The following is a 26,364-nucleotide window of genomic DNA, read 5'->3' as shown; positions in this document are numbered from 1 at the left end:
GACAAGCGAGACTAGCCGTTCAGGTCCCTCTCACCGGGGATTGGGCGGCAATGTCTTGTGAATGTGGGTGGCCGCGATCGCCGCGTGGCCGGTGCCGACCGCGATCTGGTGAAGATCGGAAACGACATCGCCCGCCGCGTAGATGCCCGGCACCGTCGTCTGCTGATGCGCGTCCACCTCGAGGCATCCCACATCATTGCACTCGGCGCCAAGGCGGCTTGCAAGGCTCGAGCCGGCCTTGCAGCCGAGCGCCGGATAGAACACATCAAACGTCGTTTCCCCCTCATTGCACACGGCAACGATGCTCCGCTCTTCGATGCGCAATCGATCGGGAGCGCGGATCAGCCTGATGCCGGATGCGCGGAGATCCTCCTCGTCGAGGACCTCGTCGTCCGAGAGAACGAGAGCGACATCGCGCGAGTAGCTGCGCAGGAATTTTGCCTTGTTCACCGCGCCAGTGCCTGCGCCATAGACGCCGATGCGCTTGTCGGCCGCCTCGAACCCGTCGCAAACGGGGCAGTAGCGGATCAGGCCGCGATGCACGGCCTCATCGTGCCCGTCGATCTCGGGTTCGATATCGACGATGCCGGTGGCCAGAAGAACGCTTCGCGTCAATGCCGTGCCGCCCTCGAAGCTGGCCTCGAACAAATCGCCGCTTCGAGCAAGACTGTCCACGCGGGCGCTGATGAGCGAGATGTTGTAGGAGGATGCCTGCGTGCTCAGCAAGACAAGGAGCTCATGGCCGGAAATGCCGGACGGGAAGCCGGGGTAATTGCGGCTCCTCGGGATCCATTCTGCCCGGCTGCGGCCGGCATCGAAGACCGCGACCGACCGCCTATAGCGCGCCAGATAAAGCGCGGCGGTGAGCCCGGCCGGCCCGCCTCCGATGACGAGGCAGTCGAGAACATCGGGTTCATCAGAAGAAGGCATCATAGGCGCTTTCGGTCAGGCCACCGCGCGCCGAGCAGCCGGAGCGCGCACCTTGCTATCAAACGCTCAGCACTAATCTCGTTCCCAGCGCTAGATGAGACTGAAGGTGTTCCCCGGTTTCGCCGTTTAGTGCCCTCCCAGAGACGGCAGACTCGGAGCGCCACGACCGCGCATACTGATAGGTCCGAGCGTTCGCTTTTGGGCCATGAGGGGACACGCTCGGGGGAAGGCTGGGGTAGCTGATCGCGCCCCGAAGCGCACCTGATCGAGCTAAGAGCAGTTTGCAGCTCGCGATCAGGTTGCTAGCATCACGCCATGCTATCGCCGTTGATTTTGGTCAAGATACCGTTCATGTGCCTTCGGAAGATGATTATTTTGCTGCGAACGCTTGCGCGGTTCTTGGGAAACGAAATCTCCGAGTGCCGCTCGGGGAGATCATCGTACCTCAGCACGTTCACACGAGTCGAATTGACGCGAGGAGTATACTTCCTTGTGTCAGTTCCGGAGGCGGAAGTGGAACTGGTGTCAGTAGGCAGCGGGGGCTCCGAAGTCATACAGTCATTTGCGCTCTCGATCGATGACGCGAAGAAGATCTTTCAATCAATCGAGCGCGCGTATCATCATCGAGATTTGGCGGAAATTGAGCTCGGCGAGTTATGGTGGAAGACGGACTGTCGCGTTCGATCGAATCCAGAGCAAGTGTCGATCTCGTTCAAACGAGGCTGGGAGCGGACGCGGACGAATGTCAGACGGCATGACCTCGCGACGGCAATAGCCAACTTTAACGGTCTGTTCGGGATCAATTAGACACGGTTGCCGGTAGGTCAGCCCCTGGTCCATCTGGAAGTTGGGGCGCGTCTGACGGAGGTCCGCTCCTCGCGCCAGAACGGACCAGATTTGCTCAATCTGAGTTCTTCGCATTTTGACCCATAGCCTTGCGGATCGCTGATCGTAGGCGCCGTAAATTCTGGCCACTGCAACGCGAGGCGCACCACCGGATCATGCGACCAGTTTGGATTTCGATTGGCGACGCCGCTGTAACCCGGCTTGTAAATCATCTCAATCAAGTCGCGAGGAATCTCGTAGCTGTGCGACGCAAGCGTCTGAGTCACGAAATCGGGACCCTCGTCTGCCTGTGGAGGCGTCGTCATTCCTCCAAGTATGAAGGATATGAAACCGGCGCTAAGGCTGCTTCCCCTCATAAGCTGCACCATGCGGAGCTTTCTCGCTCTTCGCTGCTTGCAAGTATTCGCAACTCCCAACGATTGTTGGGGCACTGCAAGCTCCCCCATCGACCTTCGCCAGCTTAGTTCGCGATAACTACTAGATGATCTGTGGCCATACCGACGAAAATCGGACTTGATCATCTGTCCGCCAGCGGGGGCAGACCGGACCTGATCGAGCAGCGGCAAAGCCCGCGAATGATCCGTTGCAACCGCGAGTTGTGATGCTATAAGCAGCTAAGGAATCGCTCTGCGAGAGGATGCCATGTCAGAAATCAAATATATCAATCCAGCCGGATTGGAGACTCCGCCGGGATACTCTCACATCGTCGATGTCAGAGCTAGTCGGCTGATATTCCTCTCGGGTCAAGCAGCTCTTGACGCTCACGGAGAGCTGGTCGGGGGTAGTGATCTCGAAGCTCAGGCCGACCAAGCATTTCATAATGTCTCCCAGGCTCTTGCATCCGTCGGATGCACGGCGGCGAACCTAGTCAAGCTAACTGTGTTCGTACGAGACATGAACACATTGGCCGCATACCGGCGCGCTAGAGATCGGTTCCTGAAGAGCGTCGAACCGGCGGCTGCCCCCGCCATCACGCTAGTAGAAGTCTCACGCCTTTTTGCGGATGGTCTCTTGATCGAAATCGAAGGTGTTGCTGCCGCCTGATGCCGTATGACTGTTCGTCCGCCTGTAGCTCGTTGCGGACTCTAACTGAGCGCGCCGACACGTCCGCCTCCGAGAGTTGAGCCGCCCGGGGCATACTGGCTTGCTGAGGGCAGCTTTCGACCATTGCGGAAGTGGCGGGCGCGACGCATAGTTCTCCAACCATGCTGCCGGACCTCATCGAAATAATTCCGCCGCGCCGCCGGACCGATGCAACCGTCGTCCTGCCGGGCTCCAAGAGCCTCACCAACCGTGCCTTGATTTTGGCAGCTCTTGCGAACAATGAGGTCGTCCTGCGCGGTGCCCTCTGGAGCGAGGACACGCAGGCGATGGTGAACTGTCTCAAGCGATTGGGATTCCGTATCGAAGTCGCGGATGATCCAGCCGAGCCGGCCAACTGCACCCTCAAGGTTCACGGATGCGGCGGAAAAATCCCCAATGCCGGCACGCCGGCGCAGCCGCTTGAGCTTTTCGTCGAGAATGCCGGCACGGCTGCGCGCTTCTTGCCGCCACTCTTGTGTCTCGGCCAAGGCACCTGGCGCGTGAGCGGTGTCCCGCGCATGCACGAGCGGCCGCAGGCCGCCCTCATCCATGCCTTGCGCGAGCTCGGCTATGACATCGACAGCGCAAACGACCGCCTCCCCGCCGTCATTCACGGCAGCGGCCCCCGTCCCGGCGCAACATGCAGCGTGAGTGTCGAAGAAAGCTCGCAGTTTGCGTCGGCATTGCTTCTGTCTGAACGGATCGGGGGCTGGAAAGTGCGCGTCACCGGCGGCAACGAGGATGAATTACCGTATGTCGAGATGACACGGCGCCTGGTGAACGACTTTCCCTGGGACGGAGGCGTGTATGACGTCGAGCCAGATGCGTCCGCTGCCAGCTATTTCTGGGGGGCTCATTGGCTTCTGCGTGACAGTGGGAGCCGTATCACCGTAAGGCCCGCCCCCACCAGCGGCATGCAGGCCGACCAGAAATTTCGTCATCTCGTGCTTGAACAGGCCTGGCAGCCCGTCTTGTCGCGCAGCACAGACCTTGCCGATAGCATCATGACTGCCATCGTGCTCGCGCCCTTTGCGCCATCCGCGACGCGGTTCGTCGACCTGGGTCGGTTGCGGGTCCAGGAATGCGAACGGGTCGAAGCCCTGCGGACCGAGCTCATCAAATGCGGCGCGCGCGTGGAGGAGATTGGCGACGCGCTCACGATTGATCCCAGCCCCCTGTGCGGGGCAGAGATCGAAACCTACGGTGATCATCGGATCGCAATGTGCTTTGGCATGTTGGGGTTGCGGGTGCCTGGAATCCGCCTGCGAAACCCCGCGTGCGTGCGCAAGACCTTTCCCAACTTTTTTGCCAAGCTCGCCGAGCTCGGCGCCGGGATACAGCATGCTTCGTCGGGCACGCGCCTGTTCGGCGACGACCTGCTAGGTTAAATGGCGCCGGGGAATGCTCTCATGCATCCGCCGCAATGTCTGCTTTCAAAGGTGAAAACAGACTCGTGCCGCGATGATGAGTACATACCATCAGTTCGGCCTCGATGCCCCCGCAAGCAGGCGCAGCACGATCGCAAACAATTCGTTCTGCGAGGAAATGCCGAGCCGCTCATAGGCACGCTTGCGGTAGGTCAGGGTCGAATGCAGGCTGATACCGAGGTCTTGCGAGATCGCCTCGGAGCTGAAGCCGAGCAGGATGCGGCGGCAGACCTCCTGCTCGCGCGGCGTCAGCGCGGAGAGCGGCGCGCACATCGCAAACAGCGCGGCGAGCGACTGGTCCGGCGTCGGCGTCGCGGCCTGCTGGAAATGACGCGCGACGCTGGCAGCAATCGCCGGCGCGATGGCCTGAAGCCGAGTACGCGCGGCGTCGCCGAAGCGTCCCTGCGCCGTGATGCGGTAGAAATTGACGTAGAAGCAGGTGCCTCCCGTCCAGATCGCGGTCGCGCATTTGTCGACGATATCGAAGTCGTTGAAGAAGATTTTCCGGTAGCGCGCGCCGTACATGCGCGGCGCGAAGCTCGGCAGCATGATCGGCGCGTCGGCCTCGGCCTCGAACAGCGCATCGCGATTGGGATCGGCTTCGTGGAACTGGCCGGCATAGGCGGCACCGAGATCGCCGCCGATCGGGATATTGCCGACATCGAGCAGGCAGCTCGCAGCACCGGCGCGCGTGAGCGCAAACACCATGCAATGGCCGACGCCGGCCCGCCGGCGCAGCGCGTCGATCAGGACATCAGGGAAATCGGGCCGGCCGATGGCGAGGACCGCCGGCGCGACATCGCCGGCCGCCGATTTTGCGCGCACCACCCGAGACCGCATCGCTTCCTCCGCAAGCCGTTGTTTTACGGGAGCATAGCAGCGAGGTGATCTCTGCGGAAGGCATGGGATATTCAGCCCACCGGCCCCAGTGTCCAGTCGTCCCCTGAGAGCGGGCTGACTCGCACGTCCCTGATGACTCCGCGCTCCAGGCTTGGATCGAAATGGCGCATCGTCCGCTCGTTCAAATCGATGACGCGGCCGGGCCTGAGCGGTCCCACGTCATTGATCTTGACGATGACCTTCTTGCCGACCGCCTCGACGAGCGCATATTTCGGCTTCACACCAAATTGGACGCCACCGAATTTCCGGCGCAAAGTCGTCTTGATGGCCGCCGTCCAGGCCGAGGGATCATAACGTTCGCCGGAGGCTGTGCGCGGACCGCCCTCCTCCTTGCCGGGCCTGAACGGATTGTACATGGATGCCGCGCCAACCACCGCATTCCCGGAGGCGGTATCGGCGACGGTGTTTGCGTGACCCCCACGCGTTTCACACTTGGCAATGGTAACAGACACGGCAAGCGCGACCAGGGCGCCGCAAATCGCGGCGCTCGAGCGGAACAGCATCATAACTCCTGTGATTTTTTCGTCGTCCGGTTCCCGACACCGCAAACAACGCAAGCGAACGCGGACGCGTTCGTGAAGCCTGCACCGGAGTTTTGCGGGTTCGTGCCAACCCCTTGGCGATGGAACCGTGGTGCGAACCTTCAGTGGTTCCCACGCAGTGTTTTAAGTTGTCGCCGTCTAAAACAGAGAATGCGTCAGCAGCATGACTTAACGAGCAATCTTATTCTGCCGCGGCCTTCGGTGCAGCGACATTGATCGCGAGCTTGCCGTAGCGATCCGTAAAAGCCAGGGTGTCGATCTCTTCGAGCTGAATCTCGCCGCTCATCACACCTTGCTTCCACGCCGCCTGCACCGGGTCGTTCTGGAACTCCGGCATCACCTCGCGTCCGAACAGCTCCAGCGATTGGCAGATGTGCTCGTGGCTGTTCTTGCCGGCCTGGTTGAGCAGGATGACCTGGTCGATATGCGACGACTGGAAGCGCTTCAGCTTCCTGCGGATGGTCTCGGGCGAGCCGATCAGGCCGCCACGCAATGCCGCCTCCTGCGCCTCCGGATTGTCTCGCTTCCACTTAATATACTCGTCCCACATGTTGACGGTGTAGGGCGCGGGCCGCTGGCGATTCTGCGAGGCGCCGTAGAAGCGCAGTGCGAACTGGAAGAAGGTGGCGCCGTCGGCGCGCGCACGCGCCTCCTCGTCGGTCTTCGCGCACATGAAGAACGACACCAGCGCCATGTTCGGGTTGATCTCGTAGTCGGCCAGCTTGGTGAGCCGCTTGGTCATCGCATTGTAGTAAGCATGAACCCAGGCATGTGCAGCATCGGCGCTGACGAACTGGAAGCCGAGCGCACCGAAGCCGTGACGGCCGGCGCGCTCGATGGTCGGCAATTGCGAGCAGGCCATCCACAGCGGTGGATGCGGCTTCTGCACCGGCTTCGGCACGACGTTGCGCAAGGGGATATCGAAATATTTGCCGTGATGCTCGCTTCCTGCGTCCCTGAACATCGGAAAGATCGCGGCGACCGCCTCTTCGAACACCTCCTTCTTGGTCTCCATGTCGCGGCCGAACGGCGTCAGCTCGGTGATCGAGGCGCTCTCGCCCATGCCGAATTCGCAGCGGCCGTTGGAGAGGAGGTCGAGCACCGCGACACGTTCGGCAACGCGCGCCGGATGGTTCGTCGTGAGCTGGAGAATGCCGTGGCCGAGGCGGATGTTCCTGGTACGCTGGCTGGCGGCGGCGAGGAACGATTCCGGCGACGGCGAGTGCGAATATTCTTCGAGGAAGTGATGCTCGACCACCCAGGCATGGTCGTAGCCGAGCTGATCGGCGAGCTCCATCTGCGAGAGCGCGTTCTGGTAAAGAGCGAGCTCGTCGCCGGCCACCCAGGGCCGCGGCAGTTGCAGCTCATAGAAGATGCCGAACTTCATGACGCCTCTCCCAAGTTTTCTGCCCGCATGTTTTTTGTTGCGGGCATCTTAATGGGTGGGGCGACGCTGTCTACGCAGTCGCAATTCCGCTGCGCGGGAGAACGCGCTTTTCGGCGCGGCGGCCATTCAGCACCGCGCCGATGAAGGTAAAGCGAACCAGGAGATGATAGCTCGCCAGCATCGGCGGAACCGCGACGATGAGAATGATCGCGAACTTGACGAGCCCAGGCCAGTCTAGCTGTGACAACGCGACCTGCAACGCCATCACGATCGGCAAGTGGATGATATAGAGCCAATAGGACGCGTCGGCGAGATAACGCCAGGTCGGGCTGAAGCCGGACATGAAGCGGAGCGCGAGACCGAGCGCGGCGAATGTCGTGATCCAGATCGCGGCCGCATAGAGAACGGCGGAGACGAGCCTGAGCGTCGCGAAGCTATAGGGCAATTTCGGCGCGCCCGGCGCAGACAACATCACACCCGCGAGCACGAAGCAGATCAGGATCAGAACGATTGCGAGCACGAGATGCGGGAGCCAGCGCCGCTCGATCAGCCGCAGCAGATCGGCCTGCCGATGCAGCAGCCAGCCGACGCCGAAGGCGAGGCCAAAACAGATCCAGGCCTGCGCATTGGTGATGAGCGATTGATCCGGCGTCCTCACCTCCATCGAATAGCCCCATCTCGGATCGAGCCAGAGCGCGACGAAGATCGGGATCGCCAGAACCAGCGGCGCCAACGGATTGCGGATGGTCCGCGCGAAGAGGCGGTCGATGAGCGTTCGCAACGAGCCGGATACATCAAGCCAGGCGATCGCCCCGCGCAGCAGCAACATGGTGACATAGAGCTCCAGCAGAACGTAGAGAAACCAGAGATGGGTCAGGCGGAAATTCGGCAGTGCCGGCATCCAGCCGGGCGCCCCGTGCGGCGGCCCACCATTCGGAAAGTTCGCCGCCCAGGTGACTACAAGCACGATGGGCACATACACGAGCGGCCAGCCGATCAAGAGCGGCAAGGCGATCCGCTGCAACCGGTCCTTGACGAAAGCCCAGGCTGCCTCTGCGATGAAAGCTCATGCGGGCGAAGAAGCCCGCCATCACGAAGAAGGTCGTCATCCGGAAGACATGGATGGTGAAGGTCAGCAGGCCCAGCAGCAGGCTTGGGTGAGTGTCCTGGATCGGCCAGATCCGGGGCGTGATCGGCACGAACGACATGGCCGCGTGCAGGACAATGCCGAGCAGCAGGGCAATGCCCCTGACAGCATCGAGCGCGTGAAGCCGTTCGGGTGCGGAATTGACAGCGCTCGAAGGGGACATGGACAGGCTCTCATTGGCTGGACAGGGCGTTTCTGCCGCACAGTCTGCCCAATCGGGCCAGTTTCTCTCGCCCGATCCAAAAATCGGCTAGCCGATTTCTCGACGTGGCTCGCTGATGCCGACCTTATCCTGCAGGCTCAGCGCCTCGCGCCGGAATTCGGTCGGGGTGACGCCGGTCTCCGCCTTGAAGGCGCGGTTGAAAGGTCCGATCGACTGGAAGCCGGCATCCATGGCGATGGTCAGCACCGGGACTTCTCTTTGTGTCACATCTGATAGCGCCAGCCTCGCATCCTCGATGCGGTAGCGGTTCAGGAACGCATTGAAGTTGCGATAGCCGAGCCCCTCATTGATGGCCTGGCGGAGCCGGTGCTCGGGAACGTCGAGCCGGGCCGCGAGCGCCCCGATCGCAAGGCCTTCCCGCCGGTAGGTTCGCTCCACGGTCATGAGGTGGTCGAGGCGCCGCAGCAGGATGGGATCGACGACGACCCGGGGATCCACGACGACCCGGGGATTGACGGGGACGCGGCCTGTGGGCGCGCGATCGGCCTCGCGCCTGCCGCTGGGCGCAATGGCCGCCGTGGCCTCCGGCACGGCAGGCTGCATCGCAGCCAGTCCAGCCATGATCGCCACCACGAACAGGACGAATGCGGTCGGAAGACTGCCGGGCGCGCCGGGGACCAGAACCGGAATTGCAGCGAAGCCGGCGCCAGCGACTGTAACGATGAGCCCGACATTGATCGCCAGCATCGCCAGCCGTAGCCGGCGGCGCCGCGCGACCAGATCGGCGCGCCATGTCCTGATCGTCTGGACCGCCGCTGCGAGAGCCAGTGCCAGATTGAAAAGCGCAAGGCCTCGACCGCCGGCCCCGGCCAAAGCGGGCCAATAGAACCAACCCAGCGTGAGCACAAAGGTGAAAGCCACGATGCCGAGCCACAGGGCACCGTGCCATCGCCTGAGCACGAAATCATCGTCGAACGCCGCGCGCGCCCACAGCCAGAACACGGTGGGTTGCGCGGTCATGATCGGCAACACCCACCACCATGCCGATTTGGGAAAGTATGGCGCGGTGGTGATGGCATAGAACACGCCGCCGGCAGACAGAGCCATGCCCAGCAAAGCCTGCTGGCTGGTCGCGCGACGCTGCAGCGTCACGAGAATGATCAACAGGAACACGCCGCTCGTTGCGCCGCGCAGCCCGAGATCGATGGCCGTGAGCCCCATCACGCGATTCAGTCTCCATTCGAGAGCTCAACTCTCGCATTGCCTTCGCGCGTGCACAATCCAAAATTGCGCTTGCGCCTGCGACATCAGCAACTTGAGCGGTTGATCCAGATCAACGCGTCAGCCGGCCTGCTGCACCTAAGATACAGCAAGGCAACGGCCCGGATGCCGTCCCGATTCCCCATACCATTTCAGAGAGACCGAATATGTCGGCCCCTGACGACGCGCCTTCCCGCGTGCGCCGTAAGCGCATGGAAATTTTTGCGTTCCTGTTCCTGACCGCGATCGTGATGCCCGTTCTCGCGGTCGGAACGGTCGGCTCCTACGGCTTAGGCGTCTGGATCTACCAGATGTTTGCCGGCCCTCCCGGTCCGCCGCCCTCCCCGCATTGATCCCGACAAGCGAAAAGACAGGCATCATGGCACACGCCACACTGAACCGCCGCGCACTGATCACCGGCCGCGTGCTCACCACCGACCGCGTCATTCCGCCCCCGGGCGCCGAGATCGCCAGCATCCTGGTGCAGGCCCGGCCCGAGCGCCTCGACGCGCTGGAAGCCGAGATTGCCGCGCTGCCCGGCTGCGAGATCCATGGCCGCGACATCAGAGGAAAACTTGTCGTCGTGACCGAAGCGCCCGACGCCGGCAGCCTCGGCACCATGCTCAACACCATCCAGTCACTGCGCGACGTCTATTCCGCAGCGCTGGTTTTTCACGCCATCGAAACCGCCTGACGGCCGGGAGAGCCATCATGACATCGCCAAAGCTCGACCGCCGCCAGATGCTCAAGCTCGAGGCTGCCGCGATCGCGGCCGCCGCTGCCGGCATGCCGGCCCCCTCGCTCGCCGCCAATCTCGTGACCGAGCGCGACTCCTCCGAACTGAAATGGGACAAGGCCGCCTGCCGCTTCTGCGGCACCGGCTGCTCGGTGATGGTCGCGACCAAGGACAACCGCGTCGTCGCCACCCACGGCGACATCAAGGCCGAGGTCAATCGCGGCCTCAACTGCGTCAAGGGCTACTTCCTCTCCAAGATCATGTACGGCCACGATCGCCTGACGCAGCCGATGCTGCGCAAGACAGGCGGCAAGTACGACAAGAACGGCGACTTCACGCCTGTCACCTGGACCGAAGCCTTCGACATCATGGAGCTGAAGTGGAAGGAGGCGATGAAGAACCGCGGGCCGAACGGCGTCGCCATGTTCGGCTCCGGCCAGTGGACGGTCTGGGAAGGCTATGCGGCCTCGAAGCTGTTCAAGGCCGGCTTCCGCACCAACAACATCGACCCCAATGCGCGCCACTGCATGGCCTCCGCCGTCGCCGGCATGATGCGAACCTTCGGCATCGACGAGCCACCCGGCTGCTATGACGACATCGAGGCGACCGACGCCTTCGTGCTGTGGGGCTCCAACATGGCGGAGATGCATCCCATCCTGTGGACGCGCGTGGCCGACCGCCGGCTGTCCGCGCCGCATGTCCGCGTCGCCGTGCTCTCGACCTTCGAGCACCGCTCGTTCGACCTCGCCGACATCGGCATGGTGTTCAAGCCGCAGACCGACCTCTACATCCTCAACGCGATCGCCAACCACATCATCGGGACCGGGCGCGTCAACAAGGAGTTCGTGGCCGCCCATACCATCTTCCGGCGCGGCCAGACCGACATCGGTTACGGCCTGCGGCCCGAGCATCCGCTGCAGAAGAAGGCGACGGGCGCTGCCAAGGCCAACGACTCCACCGATATGACCTACGACGAATACGTCAAGTTCGTCTCGGACTACACGCTGGAAAAGGCGGCGGAGATGTCCGGCGTGCCGCTGAACCGGCTCGAGGCGCTGGCCGAGCTCTATGCCGATCCCAAAACAAAAGTGGTTTCGTTCTGGACCATGGGCTTCAACCAGCACACCCGCGGCGTCTGGTGCAACAATCTCGTCTACAACATCCATCTTCTCACGGGAAAGATCTCCGCGCCCGGCAACAGCCCGTTCTCGCTGACGGGGCAGCCTTCAGCCTGCGGCACCGCGCGCGAGGTCGGCACCTTCTCGCACCGCTTGCCCGCCGACATGGTGGTCACCAACAAGGAGCACCGCGCCAAAGCCGAACACATCTGGCAGCTGCCCGAGGGCACCATTCCCGACAAGCCCGGGGCGCACGCCGTGCTGCAAAGCCGGATGCTGAAGGACGGCTTGATCAACGCCTATTGGGTGCAGGTCAACAACAACATCCAGGCCGGCCCCAACGCCAACGAGGAGACTTATCCGGGCTTCCGCAACCCCGACAATTTCATCGTGGTTTCGGATGCCTATCCTTCCGTCACCGCGCTCGCCGCCGACCTGATCCTGCCCACCGCGATGTGGGTGGAGAAGGAAGGCGCCTACGGCAATGCCGAGCGGCGCACCCAGTTCTGGCACCAGCTCGTCGCTGCGCCCGGAGAATCGAAATCGGACCTCTGGCAGCTGATGGAATTCTCCAAGCGCTTCAAGATCGAGGAGGTCTGGCCCGAGGAGCTGATCGCCAAGAAGCCGGAGGTGCGCGGCAAGACGCTGTTCGACGTGCTCTACAAGAACGGCCAGGTCGACAAGTTTCCCGTCTCCGACATCGAGGCGGGCTATCTCAACGACGAGTCCAAGGCGTTCGGCTTCTACGTCCACAAGGGTCTGTTCGAGGAATACGCCTCGTTCGGCCGCGGCCATGGCCACGACCTTGCACCGTTCGACACCTATCATCGCGAACGCGGGCTGCGCTGGCCGGTGGTCAACGGCCAGGAGACGAAGTGGCGCTTCCGCGAGGGCAGCGACCCCTACGTCAAGCAGGGGACCGACGTGCAGTTCTACGGCTACCCTGATGGCAAGGCGCGCATCTTCGCGCTGCCTTACGAGCCGCCGGCGGAATCGCCGGACAACGAATATCCGTTCTGGCTCTCGACCGGCCGCGTGCTGGAGCACTGGCATTCCGGCACCATGACCCGCCGCGTGCCCGAGCTCTACAAGGCGTTCCCGGAGGCTGTCTGCTTCATGCATCCCGACGACGCGCAGGACATGAAACTGCGCCGCGGCGACGAAGTGAGAGTGGTGTCCCGCCGCGGCTTCATCCGCGCCCGGGTCGAGACGCGCGGCCGCGACCGGCCGCCGCGCGGCCTCGTGTTCGTGCCGTGGTTCGACGAATCCAAGCTGATCAACAAGGTGACGCTGGACGCCACCGATCCGATCTCGCTGCAAACCGACTTCAAGAAATGCGCCGTGCGCATCGAGCGAGTGAACATGTCATGATGAAACGATCCGCAATCGTGCTGCTGGCGTTCGCGATCGCAGCCGGCGCGAGCTCACTGACCGCACAGACGGTCTCTTCCAGCCTGCGCGGCGCGACCCCGCTCAATGACGAGGGGCCGGCGCCGCCGATGCTGCCGAACCGCAACACGTCGGAGCGGGAGTCGCGCAATTATCCCGAGCAGCCGCCTGTCATCCCGCACAACATCGACGGCTATCAGGTCGACCTCAACGGCAACAAGTGCCTGTCCTGCCACGCGCGGGCGCGCACGGCGGAATCGCAGGCGCCGATGGTGTCGATCACCCACTTCATGGACCGCGACGGCCAGTTCCTGGCCTCGATCTCGCCGCGACGCTTCTTCTGCACCGAGTGCCACGTGCCGCAGAGCACCGCAAATCCGCCGGTGAGCAACGATTTCACCGACATCGACACGCTGCTGTCGCGCGCAAGCCCCGGTGGCCGGCGATGACGACGACCGCTGACGAACCAAAGGCGGAGCTGACGGGAAAGCGCGGCTTCGTCGCGCGAAGCTGGGACTTCCTGGGCGAGCTTTGGCAGGTATTGATCCGGCCGAGCACGGTCTTCGCGCTCGGCACGCTGGTGCTCGCAGGCTTTGCCGCCGGCGTGATCTTCTGGGGCGGCTTCAATACCGCGCTGGAGCTGACCAACACCGAGAAATTCTGCACCGGCTGCCACGAGATGAAGGACAACGTCTACGCCGAGCTGAAGTCCACCATCCACTTCTCCAACAGGTCGGGGGTGCGGGCGACCTGCCCGGACTGCCACGTGCCGCACAACTGGACCGACAAGATCGCGCGCAAGATGCAGGCCTCCAAGGAAGTCTGGGGCAAGATCTTCGGCACGATCGACACGCGGGAGAAATTCCTGGATCACCGGCTCGAGCTCGCCGCCCATGAATGGGCGCGCTTCAAGGCCAACGATTCCCTGGAATGCCGCAACTGCCACAGCGCCGATTCCATGGACATCACCAAGCAGTCGCCGCGTGCTTCGGTGGCGCACCAGCGCTTCCTGTTTTCAGGCGAAAAGACCTGCATCGATTGCCACAAGGGCATCGCCCATCACCTGCCCGACATGCGCGGCGTTCCGGGTTGGCAGTAGGGGCGAACGCGACCGGATTCGCCCCGCTTGAACCAGCGGGGCGAATGGTTAGTTTTGAGGAATGACGAATCGCCTCGATTCCGTCCCTCCTCAAGACAGACATGGCCACGTTCACCCCGCATCAGGATGCCGCTCTCAAGGCCGTTGGCGACTGGCTCAAGGCCAAGCCCGGCAGGGGCGGCACGCCGCCGATTTTCCGCCTGTTCGGCTTTGCCGGCACCGGTAAGACCACGCTGGCGCGGCACATCGCCGAGGGCGTCGACGGCGAGGTGAAATTCGCCGCCTTCACCGGCAAGGCGGCGCTCGTCATGCGCAACAAGGGCTGCGACGAGGCCTCGACAATCCACTCGCTGATCTACCGCGCTCGCGAATCCGGCGAGGAGCAGCCGAGCTTTGAACTGTGGGACGATGCCCCGGCGTCGAAGGCGAAGCTGATCGTGATCGACGAATGCTCGATGGTCGATGCAGAATTGGGCCGCGACCTGATGTCGTTCGACTGCCCGCTGCTGGTGCTCGGTGACCCCGCGCAGCTGCCGCCGATCCAGGGCGGCGGTTTCTTCACCAACACCGAACCGGACGCGATGCTCACCGAGGTGCACCGCCAGGCCCAGGACGATCCGATCGTGCGGATGTCGATGGACGTCCGCGAGGGCCGCGAGCTCGACATCGGCCGCTACGGCGAGAGCGAGGTGGTGTCGCGCAAGGAGCTCGATCCCGATCGCGTCATGGGCGCCGACCAGGTGCTGGTCGGCCGCAACAACACCCGCCGCGCGTACAATATGCGGGTGCGGCAGCGCCAGAACATCGAGGACGCATTTCCGGTCGCCGGCGACAAGCTGGTATGTCTGCGCAACAACCGCAAGAAGGGCCTGTTCAACGGCGGCCTGTGGCGCGTGAAGTCACGCAACACCTCGCGCTCGAAATCGCGCATCCTCTCGATGCGGCTCTCGCCGGACGAGGATTTCGGCCACAAGGTGACGAAGGTCTCGGTGCGCGCCGATTGCTTCGAGGGCGGCGTCGAGCAGATCGCCTGGGAGCAGCGCAAGCCCTATGACGAGTTCGACTACGGCTACGTGCTGACAGTGCACAAGTCGCAAGGCTCGCAATGGGACGACGTCGTGCTGTTCGACGAGAGCTTTGCGTTTCAGGACAGCCGCGCAAGGTGGCTGTACACGGGCATCACGCGGGCGGCGAAAAGGTTGAGTATCGTTGTGTGAGGCTGCTTACCTCGTCATTCCGGGGCGGCCCGAACCCGGAATGACGAGATTCCGGGTTCGATGCTTCGCATCGCCCCGGAATGACGAATTGAGTGGCTCCGCAACCCAATTCGCCACTTCCCCACCCCGCCAAGCCGGGCCGCGGGTAGCGGCTTTTTTTCACGGAGACGTGTCGCTCTCCCTGTAACAATCGCCCGGCCCGTCCGTATCTGAACTGTCTGAAAATGCCGGGCAGGCTGTTCGCCCGCCCTCAATCGCCCTAGACTGTCAGGCCTTCCGAAAGAGGATCCGCCATGCGCCGCTCCATCCTGTCCCTGCTCGCCGCCACCGCTGCCTTATCGCTGGGCTTTGCCGCACCGGCACTTGCCGCGGAAGACGCGGTCGTGATCCCAGCCCCTGCCGTTGACGCGGCATCCGCGAGCGGCATCCAGACCGCAGTGCTCGCCGGCGGATGTTTCTGGGGCGTGCAGGGCGTGTTCCAGCACACGGCCGGCGTCGTCAACGCCGTCTCCGGCTATGCCGGCGGCACCAAGGCGACCGCCGACTATCAGACCGTATCGACCGGCCGCACTGGCCACGCCGAGTCGGTCGAGATCAAGTTCGACCCCAAGAAGATCTCCTACGGCAAGATCCTCCAGATCTACTTCTCGGTGGCGCACGACCCGACCCAGCTCAACCGCCAGGGACCGGACACCGGCACGCAATATCGCTCGGCGATCTTCACCACCTCCGACGAGCAGAAGAAGATCGCGGAGGCCTATATCGCCCAGCTCGACGCCGCCAAGGTGTTCAGCAAGCCGATCGTGACCAAGGTAGGGGCACTGGAAGCGTTCTATCCGGCCGAGGCCTACCACCAGGACTATCTGACCCTGCACCCGAACCAGCCTTACATCGCCTACAACGACATCCCGAAGGTCGAGAACCTGAAAAAGCTGTTCACGGATAACTACATTGAGAAGCCGACGCTGGTGAGTGCCAGCAAGGCCACCAACTGACCGCAAGATCACTGGAAACAACGGGAGACCCATGCCCGACGCCAAGACGAAAACCACCGACAAGGTCATCAAGAGCGAAGAGCAGTGGCGCCGCGAACTGACGCCGATGCAGTACGCGGTGCTGCGCGAGAAGGCGACCGAACGCCCCTTCTCCGGCGAATATGAGCACGACCATCGTGCCGGCACCTATGTCTGCGCCGGCTGCGGCAATGTACTGTTCGAGTCCGATGCCAAGTTCGATTCCGGCTGCGGCTGGCCGAGCTTCACTGCGCCCGCCGTCGAAAGCCATATCGACGAGGAGCGGGATACGACGCACGGCATGATCCGCACCGAGGTGCTCTGCTCCAAGTGCAGCGGTCATCTCGGCCACGTCTTCCCCGACGGACCGGGACCGACCGGCCTGCGCTACTGCATCAATTCGGCTGCGCTGAAGCTGGAGCCGAAATAAGGTTGCGCCCGCCGGGTTCCGCCATGGAACCCGGCGGCTCAATGTGCTTTTCTTGTCTGGCGGTGCAGCCGTTGCGTGCAATCCGGCGGCCGCCGGGGAGGATGCCATGTCACTCGGGACCATCCTGATCATTCTGGTGATCATCTATCTGCTGGGCGGCATGTCCGGCCGGTTCGGCGGCTATGGCTATGGCATGGGCCATTCCGGCATGGGAATCGGCGGCGTCGTTCTCGTGGTGCTGATCGTCCTGCTGCTCCTTGGCAAATTGTAAACCATATAAGTCATTGAAGTTATTTTATTTATTTCCTCAGCGGGGCTGCCATGCAGGGATTCATCATCTCGCATCGCGGGGGTCGCATTTCTGTCAGATCGGCTTATATTAGGGGACGAAAATGACATGTGGCGGGCCCGCTCGATTGCGGCCCCTGCCCTCCCCAAACCCCACGCGCTTAAAGCCCCAGAGAAGATCACGAGGTCTTTGACCATGCGTCCACTGCGTCCGTTCAACTTCAACACTTCCGCCGAGCTCTTCCCCGCTGCCATCCGCAAGAAGAAGCGTGCGGGCTTCACCTATCGCCGGTTCGGCACCGCGGCCGAGGCTGTGCAGTTCGCGATGGAGCAGTTGCCGACGGATTCGCTGAACGGCGCCTATCTCCAGGTCGAGGAAGCCCGCTTCGACCAGAACGGCATCCGCTCCCTCTATGAGAGCGAAGCCTTCCCGCTGCCCCGCCGCCCCAAGCCGGCGCCGGCCACCGACGCCGACGCGGCGTAAGTTTTCGCAAAGTCCATGTGCGCAGGAAGCGCGATGGCCGAAAGGCTGTCGCGCTTTTTGCGTTTTGGTTCTGCCTCTTCCGCTGTGGAGGCAAAGCGGCGACGCTCGTGCCCCGGACGCAGCGCAGCGCTCCTTCGGCGATGCGCTGTAGAGCCGGGGGCCCACGATCTACGGGCCCTAAGGTACCCTGGGTCCCCGCTTACGCGCTGCACCTTGTCCGGGACACGAAAGAGGGAAGCCAGAGGAGACAAAGAGGAGATTACATCCGCGGCTGCTTGTCGAGCCAGCGGCGCAACAGGCGCACGTTGCGCATGTTGGCGCGGAACATGACGTCGAAGGCATCGCCGGCGAACGGCACCATGCCGACTACTCCGTCGACTGCGACATTGCCGAGCATCCGCGCGGTGATGTACCAGGGCGCGCCGAGCGCGCGGGCCTCGCGCACCAGCCACACCGAGATCGCGGTGGTGATGATGTCGCCGATCACAGGGATCAGGCCGATCAGCCCGTCGATGCCGTAGCGGATATTGGTGCCCGGCAGGATGAAGGCGACGTCGAGCAGTCTGGCGATCGCCTCGAAGCGCGCGATGCGCTGCTCGCGCGTCAGATTGCCGAACGGATTTCCTTGCCCGAACTCGAAGCGAAACTCGCGAAAGCCCTGCTCCAACGTCTCGGGGCGGATCTCATGACCTTCCTGGTCGATGATCGGTCCCGTGGAAAAATCAGAGCGCGAATGCGGCCCGGAACGGAACTTGCGTGGTGCGAGAATATCGTCGTCTGGCATGGTCATGGCCATTGGGGAACGCACGAGCGCAGCAGAAGGTTGCTGCGCCGCGTCTGACGGTCGCGCTCAGCTCGCAGCCGCTGCCGGCTGCGGCTCCTCGACATAGTGATGCACGAGCCAGGATGAAATCACCGTCGGAATGAAGCCGACCATGCCAAACAGGATGAACTGCACCGCGCCCGAATCCGACCCGCGCGAACCGTAGGTGAACGCGGCGAGGATGAAGGCAAACAGACCCACCAGCAGCATCCGTAAGCCCGGCCGGATCCGCCGGACATGGGCCAGGATGTCGTCGACAGCACCGATCATCAGCGAGGGCAGGAAGCCGAACAGATAGCTGTATTGCAGGCTCTTGAAGAACACGACGAACAGCTTGCCGACCTCATTGAGGCTGGTCTGGGACCAGTAGCCGGACTGGTAGGTGGTGGTCAGCAGCAGCAGGAAGCCGCCCACGAAGGGACCAACGAGCGCGAACACCAGATAGCGTTTCATCACGGACTCCTCATAGCCGCGAGCTTTTATAGCAGCGCGGCGGGAACCTTGGATAGCGGTTACGGCCTTCAAGGGAACAAGTGGCAAAGCGACGAGTTCTGACAGCACCTGAAATTGACCTGGCAGATTGGAGCGGCCGATGTCTCGTAAAGTGTTCTTGCTGGCGACGATCACCCTCCTGTCCCTTGGCGGCCTGTCCAGCGCACCCGCCTTCGCACAAGGTCATATGGGCACGCCACAGGAGCAGAACGCCTGCTCGCGCGACGCCTCTCGGCTGTGCCGCAAGGATCTCGGCAACGATGGTGCGGTGCAGAGCTGTCTGCAAGCCCACCGCGCCAAGCTGTCGCGATCCTGCAGCAAGGTATTTCAGAGCCACGGCATGTGAGGATCCGGCGATCCCGGCGAATGGAGGACGAAGCGATGTTGCGGGATGAACAGCTTTCGATCCTCAAGGACATCAGCCAGTCCGTCGCCTTCGCCGACGATCGTCACGGCAAGATCGGCGAACTGATCGCGGACGGCTACGTGATGAAGGACGGCGATCTGTTCGAGCTCACGGCGAAGGGCATCACCGCTGTCGAGGAACACGCCGCTGCGCTTGCGGCTGATGACATGGAACAGGCCGACGCATCCTGCGATCGACCGATCTGAGCGCTTGCCCAAAGCGTTTTGCGTGACGCTCGCGCAACAGCTGCGAATTCCTTCGCGTCTCCCATTGAAGCTTCGCGACTTTGGCGCATACTCGAATCGGGCGGCGCAGCACTTTTCGATTCGAACATCAGGAAATCGAGCGACCACACACGGGATTGAGCTCCCGGCGTGAAGGCTGTGACATGCGGCAGATCAAGCCACGTGCGGCGCCCCAAAACCAAGTGGTTCAATCCACGGAACTCGGGGACGCATTGTTCATGACACGCTACCACACCATCGCTTCACTACTGGCCTTCACCGCCACCGCCTTCACGCTCCAGACATCACCCGGTCTCGCCTTTTCGCCCGAAGCCCAGCAGATGTGCTCGGGCGATGCGATGCGGCTGTGCTCCAATGAAATCCCCGACATCCCGCGCATCACCGCCTGCATGGTCCGCAACCGGTCGCAGGTCAGCCCCGGCTGCCGCGCCGTAATGGACCGCGAGCACGCCGCCGCAGCAGCGGCCCGCAAGCGGGAAGCGGCGGCGCAGTAGATCAGCCCTTCAGGATGTCATTCCGGGGGGGTGCGCAGCACCGAACCCGGAATCCATTTCTCTACGTCACGTGCTGCGCAATGGATTCCGGGTTCGCGCTTCGCGCGCCCCGGAATGACACAAGCGGGCTAATCGCCCCACTGCGCGAAGGCGTCGTTGAAGGCGCGCTCGCCGGGAGCGCCCTTCTCAATGGCGATGATGGCGCGGCGCTGATTGGCGTAGACCAGCGGCACGTCGAACCACGAGCGCTCCTTCAGGAGCTGGACGTTGCGGCTGCGGTCGGCATCGACGTTGGAGAGGCCGACCAGGAAGAAGCCGTCGGTGACCTTGACCGCGAGGCCGGCGAGCGGCGTGCCGCGCGCCTGCTCGTTCGACTTCATCAGGATGCCCGGCACGTTGGAGACACTGCCACCCGGAAAGTCCGGCGGCAGAACGAAGGTCAGCTCGGCCGTATGGCTCGCCGGCAGCGACGAGTCGGTGTTACGGCGGAACGACATCGTCATCTTGAACTTGCGATCGGGGATCTCGATGTCGGCGCGCACCGCGACGTCGGCCTTCTGGTTGCCCGACGCCTTGATCGGCTCGAGCCGCCACACCACCGAGCCGACATATTGCTTGCCCTTCGGATCGGACGGATCCTCGTCATAGAGCACGACCTTCTGCGCTACCGGCGCGACCGGCTGGTCGCTCGCCGAGGGCTGGCCGACGCGATCCGGAATCTTCGGCTTGGTCTGCGGCTGCGACGTATCCTTCGGCGCCTCCACCACCTGGGTGGGCGAGGGTTTGAGCAGATTGGTCGCAGTCTTGACCAGCGGCTCGCGCGCGACGATTCCGACGCCAACCAGGATCAGGATGATGCCAAGGGCGATCGCGCTCTTGAACGGGAACATCGAGCCTCTACCGGCGCGCTTCTTGACGTCACGGTCGGGCGCAATGCGCGGACGCGGCGACGGCGGCTGCGGCGTGTAACGCTCGGCCTCCTCGATCGACTCGTCATAGGAATAGGGCGCCTCACCTTCGGCGGCGCGGTTCTCCAGGCTCGGCTCGAGCCGGTCGAATTCCGGCGAGGGCGAGGGCACGTTGGCGTAGGTGCGGCGCGCGGCACGATTGGCCTGCGCGGCAGCGCCGCCGAGATCGTTGGCGTCGGCGGTGATGTCGCGGAAGCCGCGGACGCCCGGCGCCGGCGGCATCGGCGGCGGCAATCCGCCCTCCGGCGGACGGCGTGGAGCGGAGCGATCGCGCGCCGCCGGCGGCTCCGGCGGGCGCGGCACATCGAAACGCGGGGCGCGCGGCGGACGCGGGGCATCGCCCTGGTCGTCACCGCCGAGCGGCGGGCGATCGTTGCGCGGCGGCGGTGCGGCGGGACGAGCCCGCGGCGCGGCCGGCTGAGCGGATGCGTTGCCCTCGGCCGCCCGGGTGCTTGCCCTTCGGAACGCATCGCCGCTGCCACCAGCCTTGGCGCCGCCACCGGGGCGCGACGCCTCGCGGGCACGCTGGGCGGCCTCCGATTCGACCTTGCGGACGGCCTCTTCCAACGACAGCCGTTCGCGGGTGATTTCGGATTCGGAGAGCGGCGGCTGCACGCTGCGCAGCTGCGCGATCAAGGCCGTGCGCGCCCGTTCATAGAGCGCGCGCCGGCTTTCGCCGGGAGCGTTGGGGTCCAGGGCGGCAATAGCGCGGGCGATCAGCGGATAGTAATCAGCCATTTCTACTCAACTATACCCGCGTCCTAGTAAGAGATCGTTAAGCCTCAAACGGATTTTGCACCAGGATAGTATCCTCGCGTTCGGGGCTGGTGGAAAGCAGCGCGACCGGGCACCCCACCAATTCCTCGATCCGACGAACATATTTGATGGCCTGGGCCGGCAGGTCGGCCCAGGATCGCGCGTTGGCGGTCGGCTCCTTCCAGCCCTCGATGGTCTCGTAAATGGCCTCGACCCTGGCCTGGGCGCCCTCGCCGGCCGGGAAATGGTCGATCTCCTTGCCGTCGAGCTTGTAAGCAGTGCAGACCTCGATCGTGTCGAAGCCGTCGAGGATGTCGAGCTTGGTCAGCGCCAACCCGTTGATGCCGCAGGTCCGGACCGCCTGGCGGACCAGCACGGCGTCGAACCAGCCGCAGCGGCGCGGACGGCCGGTGTTGGTGCCGAATTCGCGGCCGCGCTCGCCGATCTTGCGGCCGGTCGCGTTGTCCTGCTCGGTCGGGAACGGGCCCTGGCCGACCCGGGTCGTATAGGCCTTGCAGAGACCCAGCACGTAACCGACCGCGCCCGGACCGAGGCCGGCGCCGGTCGCGGCCTGCGCCGCCACCGTGTTGGACGAGGTGACGTAAGGATAGGTGCCGTGATCGACGTCGAGCAGCGCGCCCTGCGCGCCCTCGAACAGCATGCGCTTGCCGGCGCGCCGCTCGATGTCGAGCAGGCGCCACACGGTCTCGGCGTAAGGCAAGAGCTGCGGCGCCAGCGCGCTCAGCTCCTTCAGGATCTCCTTGCCGTCGAATTCCGGCAGATTGAGACCGCGACGCAGCGCGTTGTGGTGGGCCAGGAGGCGATCGATCTTGTGCGGGAGCGTGCTGAGGTCGGCGAGGTCCATCAGGCGGATGGCACGGCGGCCGACCTTGTCCTCATAGGCCGGCCCGATGCCGCGGCGCGTGGTCCCGATCGCGGTCGCCGCATTGGAGGACTCGCGCAAGGCGTCGAGCTCACGATGCAGCGGCAGGATCAGGGTGACGTTCTCGGCGACCCGCAAGTTTTCCGGCGACACCGCGACGCCCTGCGCGCGCAGCTTGGCGACCTCGTCGAGGAAGGCGGCGGGATCGAACACCACGCCGTTGCCGATCACCGACAGCTTGCCTTCGCGCAGCACGCCGGAGGGCAGCAGCGCCAGCTTGTAGGTCTTGCCGTTGATGACCAGCGTATGGCCGGCGTTATGGCCGCCCTGGAAGCGGACGACGATGTCCGCCTGCTCCGACAACCAGTCGACGATCTTGCCCTTTCCTTCGTCGCCCCACTGGGCGCCGACGACGACAACATTGGCCATTCGCGGGGATTCCCTTCGAAGATTTTAGATGCGCCCAGCCAATCCACAGCCCAAGGCCGCTCGCACGCGAGGCAGCCAACCGGATAAAGGATGCAGCCCCTCTAGGCAAGCAAGAACGGGGCTTTTTTCGGGCCCATTACGCGATCCAAGCCTTTGATATCCCCTAAAAATCCGTCCTGCCGGGCCGGCGTCTACGACGTTAGGCGCGGATGCGGCCGTCGATCACTTCGATGATGCGGTCGCAGCGCTGCGCCAGGTCCATATTATGGGTCACGAGCAGGAAGCTCGTTCCGCTGACGCGATTGACCTGCCGCATCAGCTCGAACACGGCATCGGCCGATCGGGTGTCGAGATTGCCGGTCGGCTCGTCCGCCAGCACGAGGTCCGGACCCATCGCCAGCGCGCGCGCCACGGCCACCCGTTGCTGCTGGCCGCCCGACATGTTGTTGGCGAGGTTGCCGGCGAATCTCTCCAGCCCCACCTGCGCCAGCAAGCGATCGGCCCGCGCCTCGATCTCCGCGCTCGCAAAGCCGCGATCGACCAGCATCGGCATCATGACGTTCTCCCGCGCCGTGAAGGCCGAGATCAGGAGGTGATACTGGAACACGAAGCCGATGGTATGGCCGCGCAGGCGGGTGATTTCGGCGTCACCAAGCGAGGCGGTGTCGTGGCCCTTGATCGAGAGCCGGCCCGATGTCGGCTGATCGAGCAGGCCCACGATATTGAGCAGCGTGCTCTTGCCGGAGCCCGATGGGCCGATCAAAGCGAGAAACTCGCCATGGTCGAGCTCGAGATCGATGTCATGCAGCACTTCAGTCTCGGTCGGCAGGCCGACATTATAGGCCTTGCACACACGTTCGAGCTTCAGGATCTCATTAGCCACGGATCGCCACCACCGGGTCGAGTTTGGCCGCACGGATCGCCGGCGCCATCGCGGCCAGGATGCCGGTGCCGGTCGCAAGCAATGCCGTGTAGATGAACAGGGATCGCTCCAGGATCAGCGGAAACAATTCGGTGCCGTCGGCCTGGCGGGCCACCGAGTGCCAATAGACCAACGCAAATGCGCCCATGGCGGCGCCGACCAGCGAACCGACGAAGCCGAGCAGGCCGCCCTGAACCAGGAAGACGCGCAGGATCTTAGCTCGCGAGGTTCCCATCGCGCGCAGGATGCCGATGTCCTTGGAGCGCTGGATCACCGAGACGATGAGCACCGCCGCGATGCCGAACGCCACGGAGAGTCCGACGAACAGGCGGATCAGTGTGTTGGTATTCTGCTGCGCCTGCACCGCGGTGAAGAACTGCGCATTGGTCTTGATCCAGCTGTCGGCTTCGACCACGTTGGCGGCCTGGATGCGCTGGGCGATCTCCTCGGCCGCATAGATGTCGGCGACGGTGATGTCGATCGTGGTGACGCCGCCGATCATGCCGAGCAGCGACTGCGCGGTCCGGAGCGCGGCATAGCAGACGCGCTGGTTGACGCCCTTGTTGCCGAGATCGACGATGCCCGAGATCGTGAGCACGCGCGTGGCGCCGGTCGCGGCGCGAACGTTGAGCTTGTCGCCGACGGTCGCACCGAGATCCTTCGCCAGCTCGGTGCCGATGATGATGTCCTCGCTGGTCAGGCGAGGCTCGCCGGCGACGATATAGTCCGGCACCTTCACGATCTTGAAGTAGGAGTCCGGCTCGACACCCGACAGGTTCACCGAGCGGCTGGCATCGCCGCGCACCGCGAGCACCGAGCCCAGGATCGTCGGGGATACCGTGACCACTTCCGGCATCGCCTGCATCTGCGCCCTGATCTTCGGCCACTGATCGATCGAGATCACCCGCTGGCTCGGGCGCTGGACAATTGCATCTTCGATCTCGCCTGCACTGTTGCGCAGCAGGCGCGCGATCTGGTCCGGCGAGAGCAGCTGGATCTGCGGCTGCGAGGTCAAGACTCGCTTGATGAAATTCGCCTGAAGCCCGGCGAGCATCGCCGACATGAAGACGATGACGCCGACCCCGATCGAGATGCCGCCGATGATGAAGATGGTCTGCAGCCGGCCTTCGCGCAGGAAACGCACGGCCATGACCCATTCGATCGGCAGCCAGCGGTTCATTGCAGCACAGGCCGCACGCGCTGCCCGGTCAGGACGCCGGAACTCTGCGGGATCGCAACGTCGCGGGCGGCAAGGCCGTTGGTGATCTCGACCTGGCTGTTGCCGTGCAGCCCGATCTTCACCGGTCGCTGACTGGCGCGTCCATCCTTGATACCGAGCACCCAGGGATTTCCCGACAGGACGTCGTGCACCGAGCGCAGCGGCAGGATCAGCGCATCGTCGCGTGCGGCGACCTCGACATCGACCGAGACGGTCATGTCCTGGCGCAGATAGTCCGGCGGATCGGCGACGGTCAGCTTGACCTCGACGGAGGCGCGCGAAATATCGATACCGGGATTGATATAGGTGATCGTCGCGGGGAAACGCCGGTCCGGATAGGCATCGGCAGACGCAAGCGCCTTCTGCCCGAGCGAGATCTTGCCAAGATTGCGTTCGTCGATCTGCAAGACGAGCTGCACGTCGCCGGCCGGCGCCAGCACCAGCAAGGTCTTGCCGGGCTGCACCACCGTGCCGCGCTCGACACTGCGCGAGATCAGGACACCGTCGCGAGGAGCCATGATCGTCGCATAGCCGAGCCGCGACTCCGCGGTGTCGAGATTGGCGCGCGCCTGGTTGGCCTGGGTCTGCGCCATCACATAGTCGCTGCCGCCGGGACTGGCCGTATAGACCTGGAATTGCACCGAGCGCATCGCCGCGCGCGCGACGTCGAGAGTCTTCTGGGCATCATCGAGCGCGGCCCGTGTCGCATAGCCGTTGCGTTCGAGCTGGGCGGTGCGGTCATAAGTCTGCTGGGCATTGAGCAGCGTCGCCTGCGCCTGCGTCAGCGCCTCCCTGGCCGAAGGCAAGGTCAGCTCCTCGAGCTGCTTGATGCGGGCCTCTGCCTGCGCCACCGCGCCCTGCGCCTGCACCATGGTCGCCCTCAGCTCGCGGGACTCCAGGGAGATCAGAGGCTGGCCCTTGGCGACCTTTTGCCCTTCCTGGACCAGCACGTCCTCGACCGTGCCCGTGATCTGGCTGCCGATCTCCACGCGATATGGCGTTTCGACATGGCCGCTTGCCACGACCGTCTCGACGAGGCGGCCGAGCTTGACCTGGTCCACCACAATCGCGGGCCCGAGCAGCACCCGCGCCCCCTGCCAGGCGCCGAGCCCGAGCAGCGCCGTCACCGCGAGAATGAACCATTTGTGACTGAGAAATCCCGACCACAGCCTGGTGACGGAAAACCATCGCCTGTGCTGTGTCAGGACGATAGCTTGTTCGGCCATGACATCGTCCCGCAACGCGCGCAGCGCCGGCCGCTGAATCCG

Annotated in this window: 28 protein-coding genes and 1 pseudogene; 15 read left to right on the top strand and 14 right to left on the bottom strand. The window is 63.8% G+C overall.

The window, feature by feature from the left end; translation table 11 throughout:
- Nucleotides 1-30: 30 nt before the first annotated feature.
- The gene (locus tag BM374_RS34120) at nt 31-933 is read right to left on the bottom strand and encodes an NAD(P)/FAD-dependent oxidoreductase (protein ID WP_244552796.1); all 903 of its coding nucleotides are present in this window, start codon (nt 931-933) and stop codon (nt 31-33) included.
- Between the two features lie 1,485 nt (nt 934-2,418).
- On the opposite strand from BM374_RS34120, the gene BM374_RS34110 reads away from it, so the two are divergent.
- Nucleotides 2,419-2,820, top strand: a complete 402-nt coding sequence (locus BM374_RS34110; RefSeq protein WP_092302876.1) for a RidA family protein — start codon at nt 2,419-2,421, stop codon at nt 2,818-2,820.
- A gap of 161 nt (nt 2,821-2,981) precedes the next feature.
- Nucleotides 2,982-4,247 (top strand): 3-phosphoshikimate 1-carboxyvinyltransferase, encoded by a 1,266-nt coding sequence (locus BM374_RS34105; RefSeq protein ID WP_092302874.1) that lies wholly within the window; start codon nt 2,982-2,984, stop codon nt 4,245-4,247.
- A 90-nt stretch (nt 4,248-4,337) separates the two neighbouring features.
- Here the strand turns inward: BM374_RS34105 and BM374_RS34100 are convergent, their stop codons facing one another.
- From BM374_RS34100 to BM374_RS34080, 6 genes and pseudogenes are all read right to left on the bottom strand, one after another.
- Nucleotides 4,338-5,126, bottom strand: a complete 789-nt coding sequence (locus tag BM374_RS34100; protein ID WP_092302872.1) for a helix-turn-helix transcriptional regulator — start codon at nt 5,124-5,126, stop codon at nt 4,338-4,340.
- Nucleotides 5,127-5,197: 71 nt separating this feature from the next.
- A complete protein-coding gene (locus BM374_RS34095) occupies nt 5,198-5,692 on the bottom strand; it encodes a septal ring lytic transglycosylase RlpA family protein (RefSeq protein WP_177248731.1) in 495 nt (164 codons plus the stop codon).
- Nucleotides 5,693-5,909: 217 nt separating this feature from the next.
- Complete coding sequence (locus BM374_RS34090; RefSeq protein WP_092302870.1) at nt 5,910-7,115, bottom strand: LLM class flavin-dependent oxidoreductase; 1,206 nt, start codon at nt 7,113-7,115, stop codon at nt 5,910-5,912.
- A gap of 70 nt (nt 7,116-7,185) precedes the next feature.
- A complete protein-coding gene (locus BM374_RS34085) occupies nt 7,186-8,115 on the bottom strand; it encodes an acyltransferase family protein (RefSeq protein ID WP_349510009.1) in 930 nt (309 codons plus the stop codon).
- 109 nt (nt 8,116-8,224) lie between these two features.
- Nucleotides 8,225-8,323 (bottom strand): annotated as a pseudogene (locus BM374_RS40165) (hypothetical protein); the annotation flags it as partial.
- Between the two features lie 189 nt (nt 8,324-8,512).
- The gene (locus BM374_RS34080) at nt 8,513-9,646 is read right to left on the bottom strand and encodes an AraC family transcriptional regulator (RefSeq protein ID WP_092302868.1); all 1,134 of its coding nucleotides are present in this window, start codon (nt 9,644-9,646) and stop codon (nt 8,513-8,515) included.
- 206 nt (nt 9,647-9,852) lie between these two features.
- On the opposite strand from BM374_RS34080, the gene napE reads away from it, so the two are divergent.
- The 10 genes from napE (at nt 9,853) to BM374_RS34030 (ending at nt 17,459) form a co-directional block, all read left to right on the top strand.
- Nucleotides 9,853-10,038, top strand: a complete 186-nt coding sequence (gene napE, locus BM374_RS34075; protein WP_092302866.1) for a periplasmic nitrate reductase, NapE protein — start codon at nt 9,853-9,855, stop codon at nt 10,036-10,038.
- A gap of 26 nt (nt 10,039-10,064) precedes the next feature.
- On the top strand, nt 10,065-10,379 hold the full coding sequence (locus BM374_RS34070) for a chaperone NapD (RefSeq protein WP_092302864.1): 315 nt from the start codon (nt 10,065-10,067) through the stop codon (nt 10,377-10,379).
- Nucleotides 10,380-10,396: 17 nt separating this feature from the next.
- Nucleotides 10,397-12,910, top strand: a complete 2,514-nt coding sequence (napA, locus tag BM374_RS34065; protein WP_092302862.1) for a nitrate reductase catalytic subunit NapA — start codon at nt 10,397-10,399, stop codon at nt 12,908-12,910.
- The gene (locus BM374_RS34060) at nt 12,907-13,377 is read left to right on the top strand and encodes a nitrate reductase cytochrome c-type subunit (protein ID WP_177248730.1); all 471 of its coding nucleotides are present in this window, start codon (nt 12,907-12,909) and stop codon (nt 13,375-13,377) included. The genes napA and BM374_RS34060 overlap by 4 nt, the downstream gene beginning before the upstream one ends.
- A complete protein-coding gene (locus BM374_RS34055) occupies nt 13,374-14,027 on the top strand; it encodes a NapC/NirT family cytochrome c (RefSeq protein ID WP_092302859.1) in 654 nt (217 codons plus the stop codon). The genes BM374_RS34060 and BM374_RS34055 overlap by 4 nt, the downstream gene beginning before the upstream one ends.
- A gap of 101 nt (nt 14,028-14,128) precedes the next feature.
- A complete protein-coding gene (locus BM374_RS34050; RefSeq protein ID WP_092302857.1) occupies nt 14,129-15,244 on the top strand; it encodes an ATP-dependent DNA helicase in 1,116 nt (371 codons plus the stop codon).
- 293 nt (nt 15,245-15,537) lie between these two features.
- The gene (gene msrA / locus BM374_RS34045) at nt 15,538-16,239 is read left to right on the top strand and encodes a peptide-methionine (S)-S-oxide reductase MsrA (protein ID WP_092302855.1); all 702 of its coding nucleotides are present in this window, start codon (nt 15,538-15,540) and stop codon (nt 16,237-16,239) included.
- Between the two features lie 31 nt (nt 16,240-16,270).
- Nucleotides 16,271-16,687: a peptide-methionine (R)-S-oxide reductase MsrB gene (msrB, locus tag BM374_RS34040; RefSeq protein ID WP_092302853.1), complete on the top strand. Its 417-nt coding sequence runs from the start codon at nt 16,271-16,273 to the stop codon at nt 16,685-16,687.
- 106 nt (nt 16,688-16,793) lie between these two features.
- On the top strand, nt 16,794-16,958 hold the full coding sequence (locus tag BM374_RS34035; protein ID WP_177248729.1) for a DUF3309 family protein: 165 nt from the start codon (nt 16,794-16,796) through the stop codon (nt 16,956-16,958).
- Nucleotides 16,959-17,171: 213 nt separating this feature from the next.
- Complete coding sequence (locus BM374_RS34030; protein ID WP_092302849.1) at nt 17,172-17,459, top strand: hypothetical protein; 288 nt, start codon at nt 17,172-17,174, stop codon at nt 17,457-17,459.
- A 259-nt stretch (nt 17,460-17,718) separates the two neighbouring features.
- Here BM374_RS34030 and BM374_RS34025 read toward each other — a convergent pair whose 3' ends face one another.
- A complete protein-coding gene (locus BM374_RS34025) occupies nt 17,719-18,249 on the bottom strand; it encodes a DUF4112 domain-containing protein (protein ID WP_092302847.1) in 531 nt (176 codons plus the stop codon).
- 60 nt (nt 18,250-18,309) lie between these two features.
- Entirely contained in the window at nt 18,310-18,735 is a 426-nt protein-coding gene (locus BM374_RS34020; RefSeq protein ID WP_092302845.1) for a DUF5413 family protein, read from the bottom strand.
- A gap of 139 nt (nt 18,736-18,874) precedes the next feature.
- Between BM374_RS34020 and BM374_RS34015 the strand changes: the two genes are divergently transcribed.
- The 3 genes from BM374_RS34015 to BM374_RS34005 all read left to right on the top strand — a co-directional run bounded on the left by BM374_RS34015 (nt 18,875) and on the right by BM374_RS34005 (nt 19,919).
- Nucleotides 18,875-19,120, top strand: coding sequence for a cysteine rich repeat-containing protein (locus BM374_RS34015; protein ID WP_092302923.1), 246 nt, complete (start codon nt 18,875-18,877; stop codon nt 19,118-19,120).
- Nucleotides 19,121-19,155: 35 nt separating this feature from the next.
- Nucleotides 19,156-19,386: a hypothetical protein gene (locus tag BM374_RS34010; protein ID WP_177248728.1), complete on the top strand. Its 231-nt coding sequence runs from the start codon at nt 19,156-19,158 to the stop codon at nt 19,384-19,386.
- A gap of 257 nt (nt 19,387-19,643) precedes the next feature.
- Nucleotides 19,644-19,919: a hypothetical protein gene (locus BM374_RS34005; protein ID WP_244552795.1), complete on the top strand. Its 276-nt coding sequence runs from the start codon at nt 19,644-19,646 to the stop codon at nt 19,917-19,919.
- Between the two features lie 128 nt (nt 19,920-20,047).
- Here BM374_RS34005 and BM374_RS34000 read toward each other — a convergent pair whose 3' ends face one another.
- From BM374_RS34000 to BM374_RS33980, 5 genes are all read right to left on the bottom strand, one after another.
- Nucleotides 20,048-21,625, bottom strand: a complete 1,578-nt coding sequence (locus tag BM374_RS34000; protein WP_092302843.1) for a hypothetical protein — start codon at nt 21,623-21,625, stop codon at nt 20,048-20,050.
- A gap of 37 nt (nt 21,626-21,662) precedes the next feature.
- The gene (locus tag BM374_RS33995) at nt 21,663-22,955 is read right to left on the bottom strand and encodes an adenylosuccinate synthase (RefSeq protein WP_092302841.1); all 1,293 of its coding nucleotides are present in this window, start codon (nt 22,953-22,955) and stop codon (nt 21,663-21,665) included.
- Nucleotides 22,956-23,154: 199 nt separating this feature from the next.
- Nucleotides 23,155-23,838, bottom strand: a complete 684-nt coding sequence (locus BM374_RS33990; RefSeq protein WP_092302839.1) for an ABC transporter ATP-binding protein — start codon at nt 23,836-23,838, stop codon at nt 23,155-23,157.
- Entirely contained in the window at nt 23,831-25,057 is a 1,227-nt protein-coding gene (locus BM374_RS33985; protein WP_092302837.1) for an ABC transporter permease, read from the bottom strand. Before BM374_RS33985 ends, BM374_RS33990 begins: the two co-directional genes overlap by 8 nt.
- A complete protein-coding gene (locus tag BM374_RS33980; RefSeq protein ID WP_092302835.1) occupies nt 25,054-26,322 on the bottom strand; it encodes an efflux RND transporter periplasmic adaptor subunit in 1,269 nt (422 codons plus the stop codon). The genes BM374_RS33985 and BM374_RS33980 overlap by 4 nt, the downstream gene beginning before the upstream one ends.
- Nucleotides 26,323-26,364: the final 42 nt, after the last annotated feature.

Origin of the sequence: Bradyrhizobium sp. Ghvi, from assembly GCF_900115265.1 — a bacterium.
Lineage (GTDB): Bacteria > Pseudomonadota > Alphaproteobacteria > Rhizobiales > Xanthobacteraceae > Bradyrhizobium.
This window is presented reverse-complemented; position numbering and strand designations above follow the sequence as displayed.

Coding starts and splice junctions, on each gene's coding strand:
- BM374_RS34020 (WP_092302845.1), bottom strand. CDS start 18,735: ATGAAACGCTATCTGGTGTTCGCGCTCGTTGGTCCCTTCGTGGGCGGC.
- BM374_RS34080 (WP_092302868.1), bottom strand. CDS start 9,646: ATGGGGCTCACGGCCATCGATCTCGGGCTGCGCGGCGCAACGAGCGGC.
- msrB (WP_092302853.1), top strand. CDS start 16,271: ATGCCCGACGCCAAGACGAAAACCACCGACAAGGTCATCAAGAGCGAA.
- BM374_RS34005 (WP_244552795.1), top strand. CDS start 19,644: ATGACACGCTACCACACCATCGCTTCACTACTGGCCTTCACCGCCACC.
- BM374_RS33985 (WP_092302837.1), bottom strand. CDS start 25,057: ATGAACCGCTGGCTGCCGATCGAATGGGTCATGGCCGTGCGTTTCCTG.
- BM374_RS34090 (WP_092302870.1), bottom strand. CDS start 7,115: ATGAAGTTCGGCATCTTCTATGAGCTGCAACTGCCGCGGCCCTGGGTG.
- BM374_RS34105 (WP_092302874.1), top strand. CDS start 2,982: ATGCTGCCGGACCTCATCGAAATAATTCCGCCGCGCCGCCGGACCGAT.
- BM374_RS34050 (WP_092302857.1), top strand. CDS start 14,129: ATGGCCACGTTCACCCCGCATCAGGATGCCGCTCTCAAGGCCGTTGGC.
- BM374_RS34015 (WP_092302923.1), top strand. CDS start 18,875: ATGTCTCGTAAAGTGTTCTTGCTGGCGACGATCACCCTCCTGTCCCTT.
- BM374_RS34070 (WP_092302864.1), top strand. CDS start 10,065: ATGGCACACGCCACACTGAACCGCCGCGCACTGATCACCGGCCGCGTG.
- BM374_RS34100 (WP_092302872.1), bottom strand. CDS start 5,126: ATGCGGTCTCGGGTGGTGCGCGCAAAATCGGCGGCCGGCGATGTCGCG.
- BM374_RS34025 (WP_092302847.1), bottom strand. CDS start 18,249: ATGACCATGCCAGACGACGATATTCTCGCACCACGCAAGTTCCGTTCC.
- BM374_RS34000 (WP_092302843.1), bottom strand. CDS start 21,625: ATGGCTGATTACTATCCGCTGATCGCCCGCGCTATTGCCGCCCTGGAC.
- BM374_RS34035 (WP_177248729.1), top strand. CDS start 16,794: ATGTCACTCGGGACCATCCTGATCATTCTGGTGATCATCTATCTGCTG.
- napA (WP_092302862.1), top strand. CDS start 10,397: ATGACATCGCCAAAGCTCGACCGCCGCCAGATGCTCAAGCTCGAGGCT.
- BM374_RS34030 (WP_092302849.1), top strand. CDS start 17,172: ATGCGTCCACTGCGTCCGTTCAACTTCAACACTTCCGCCGAGCTCTTC.
- BM374_RS33980 (WP_092302835.1), bottom strand. CDS start 26,322: ATGGCCGAACAAGCTATCGTCCTGACACAGCACAGGCGATGGTTTTCC.
- BM374_RS34060 (WP_177248730.1), top strand. CDS start 12,907: ATGATGAAACGATCCGCAATCGTGCTGCTGGCGTTCGCGATCGCAGCC.
- BM374_RS33995 (WP_092302841.1), bottom strand. CDS start 22,955: ATGGCCAATGTTGTCGTCGTCGGCGCCCAGTGGGGCGACGAAGGAAAG.
- BM374_RS34010 (WP_177248728.1), top strand. CDS start 19,156: ATGTTGCGGGATGAACAGCTTTCGATCCTCAAGGACATCAGCCAGTCC.
- BM374_RS34095 (WP_177248731.1), bottom strand. CDS start 5,692: ATGATGCTGTTCCGCTCGAGCGCCGCGATTTGCGGCGCCCTGGTCGCG.
- BM374_RS34110 (WP_092302876.1), top strand. CDS start 2,419: ATGTCAGAAATCAAATATATCAATCCAGCCGGATTGGAGACTCCGCCG.
- msrA (WP_092302855.1), top strand. CDS start 15,538: ATGCGCCGCTCCATCCTGTCCCTGCTCGCCGCCACCGCTGCCTTATCG.
- BM374_RS34120 (WP_244552796.1), bottom strand. CDS start 933: ATGATGCCTTCTTCTGATGAACCCGATGTTCTCGACTGCCTCGTCATC.
- BM374_RS34055 (WP_092302859.1), top strand. CDS start 13,374: ATGACGACGACCGCTGACGAACCAAAGGCGGAGCTGACGGGAAAGCGC.
- napE (WP_092302866.1), top strand. CDS start 9,853: ATGTCGGCCCCTGACGACGCGCCTTCCCGCGTGCGCCGTAAGCGCATG.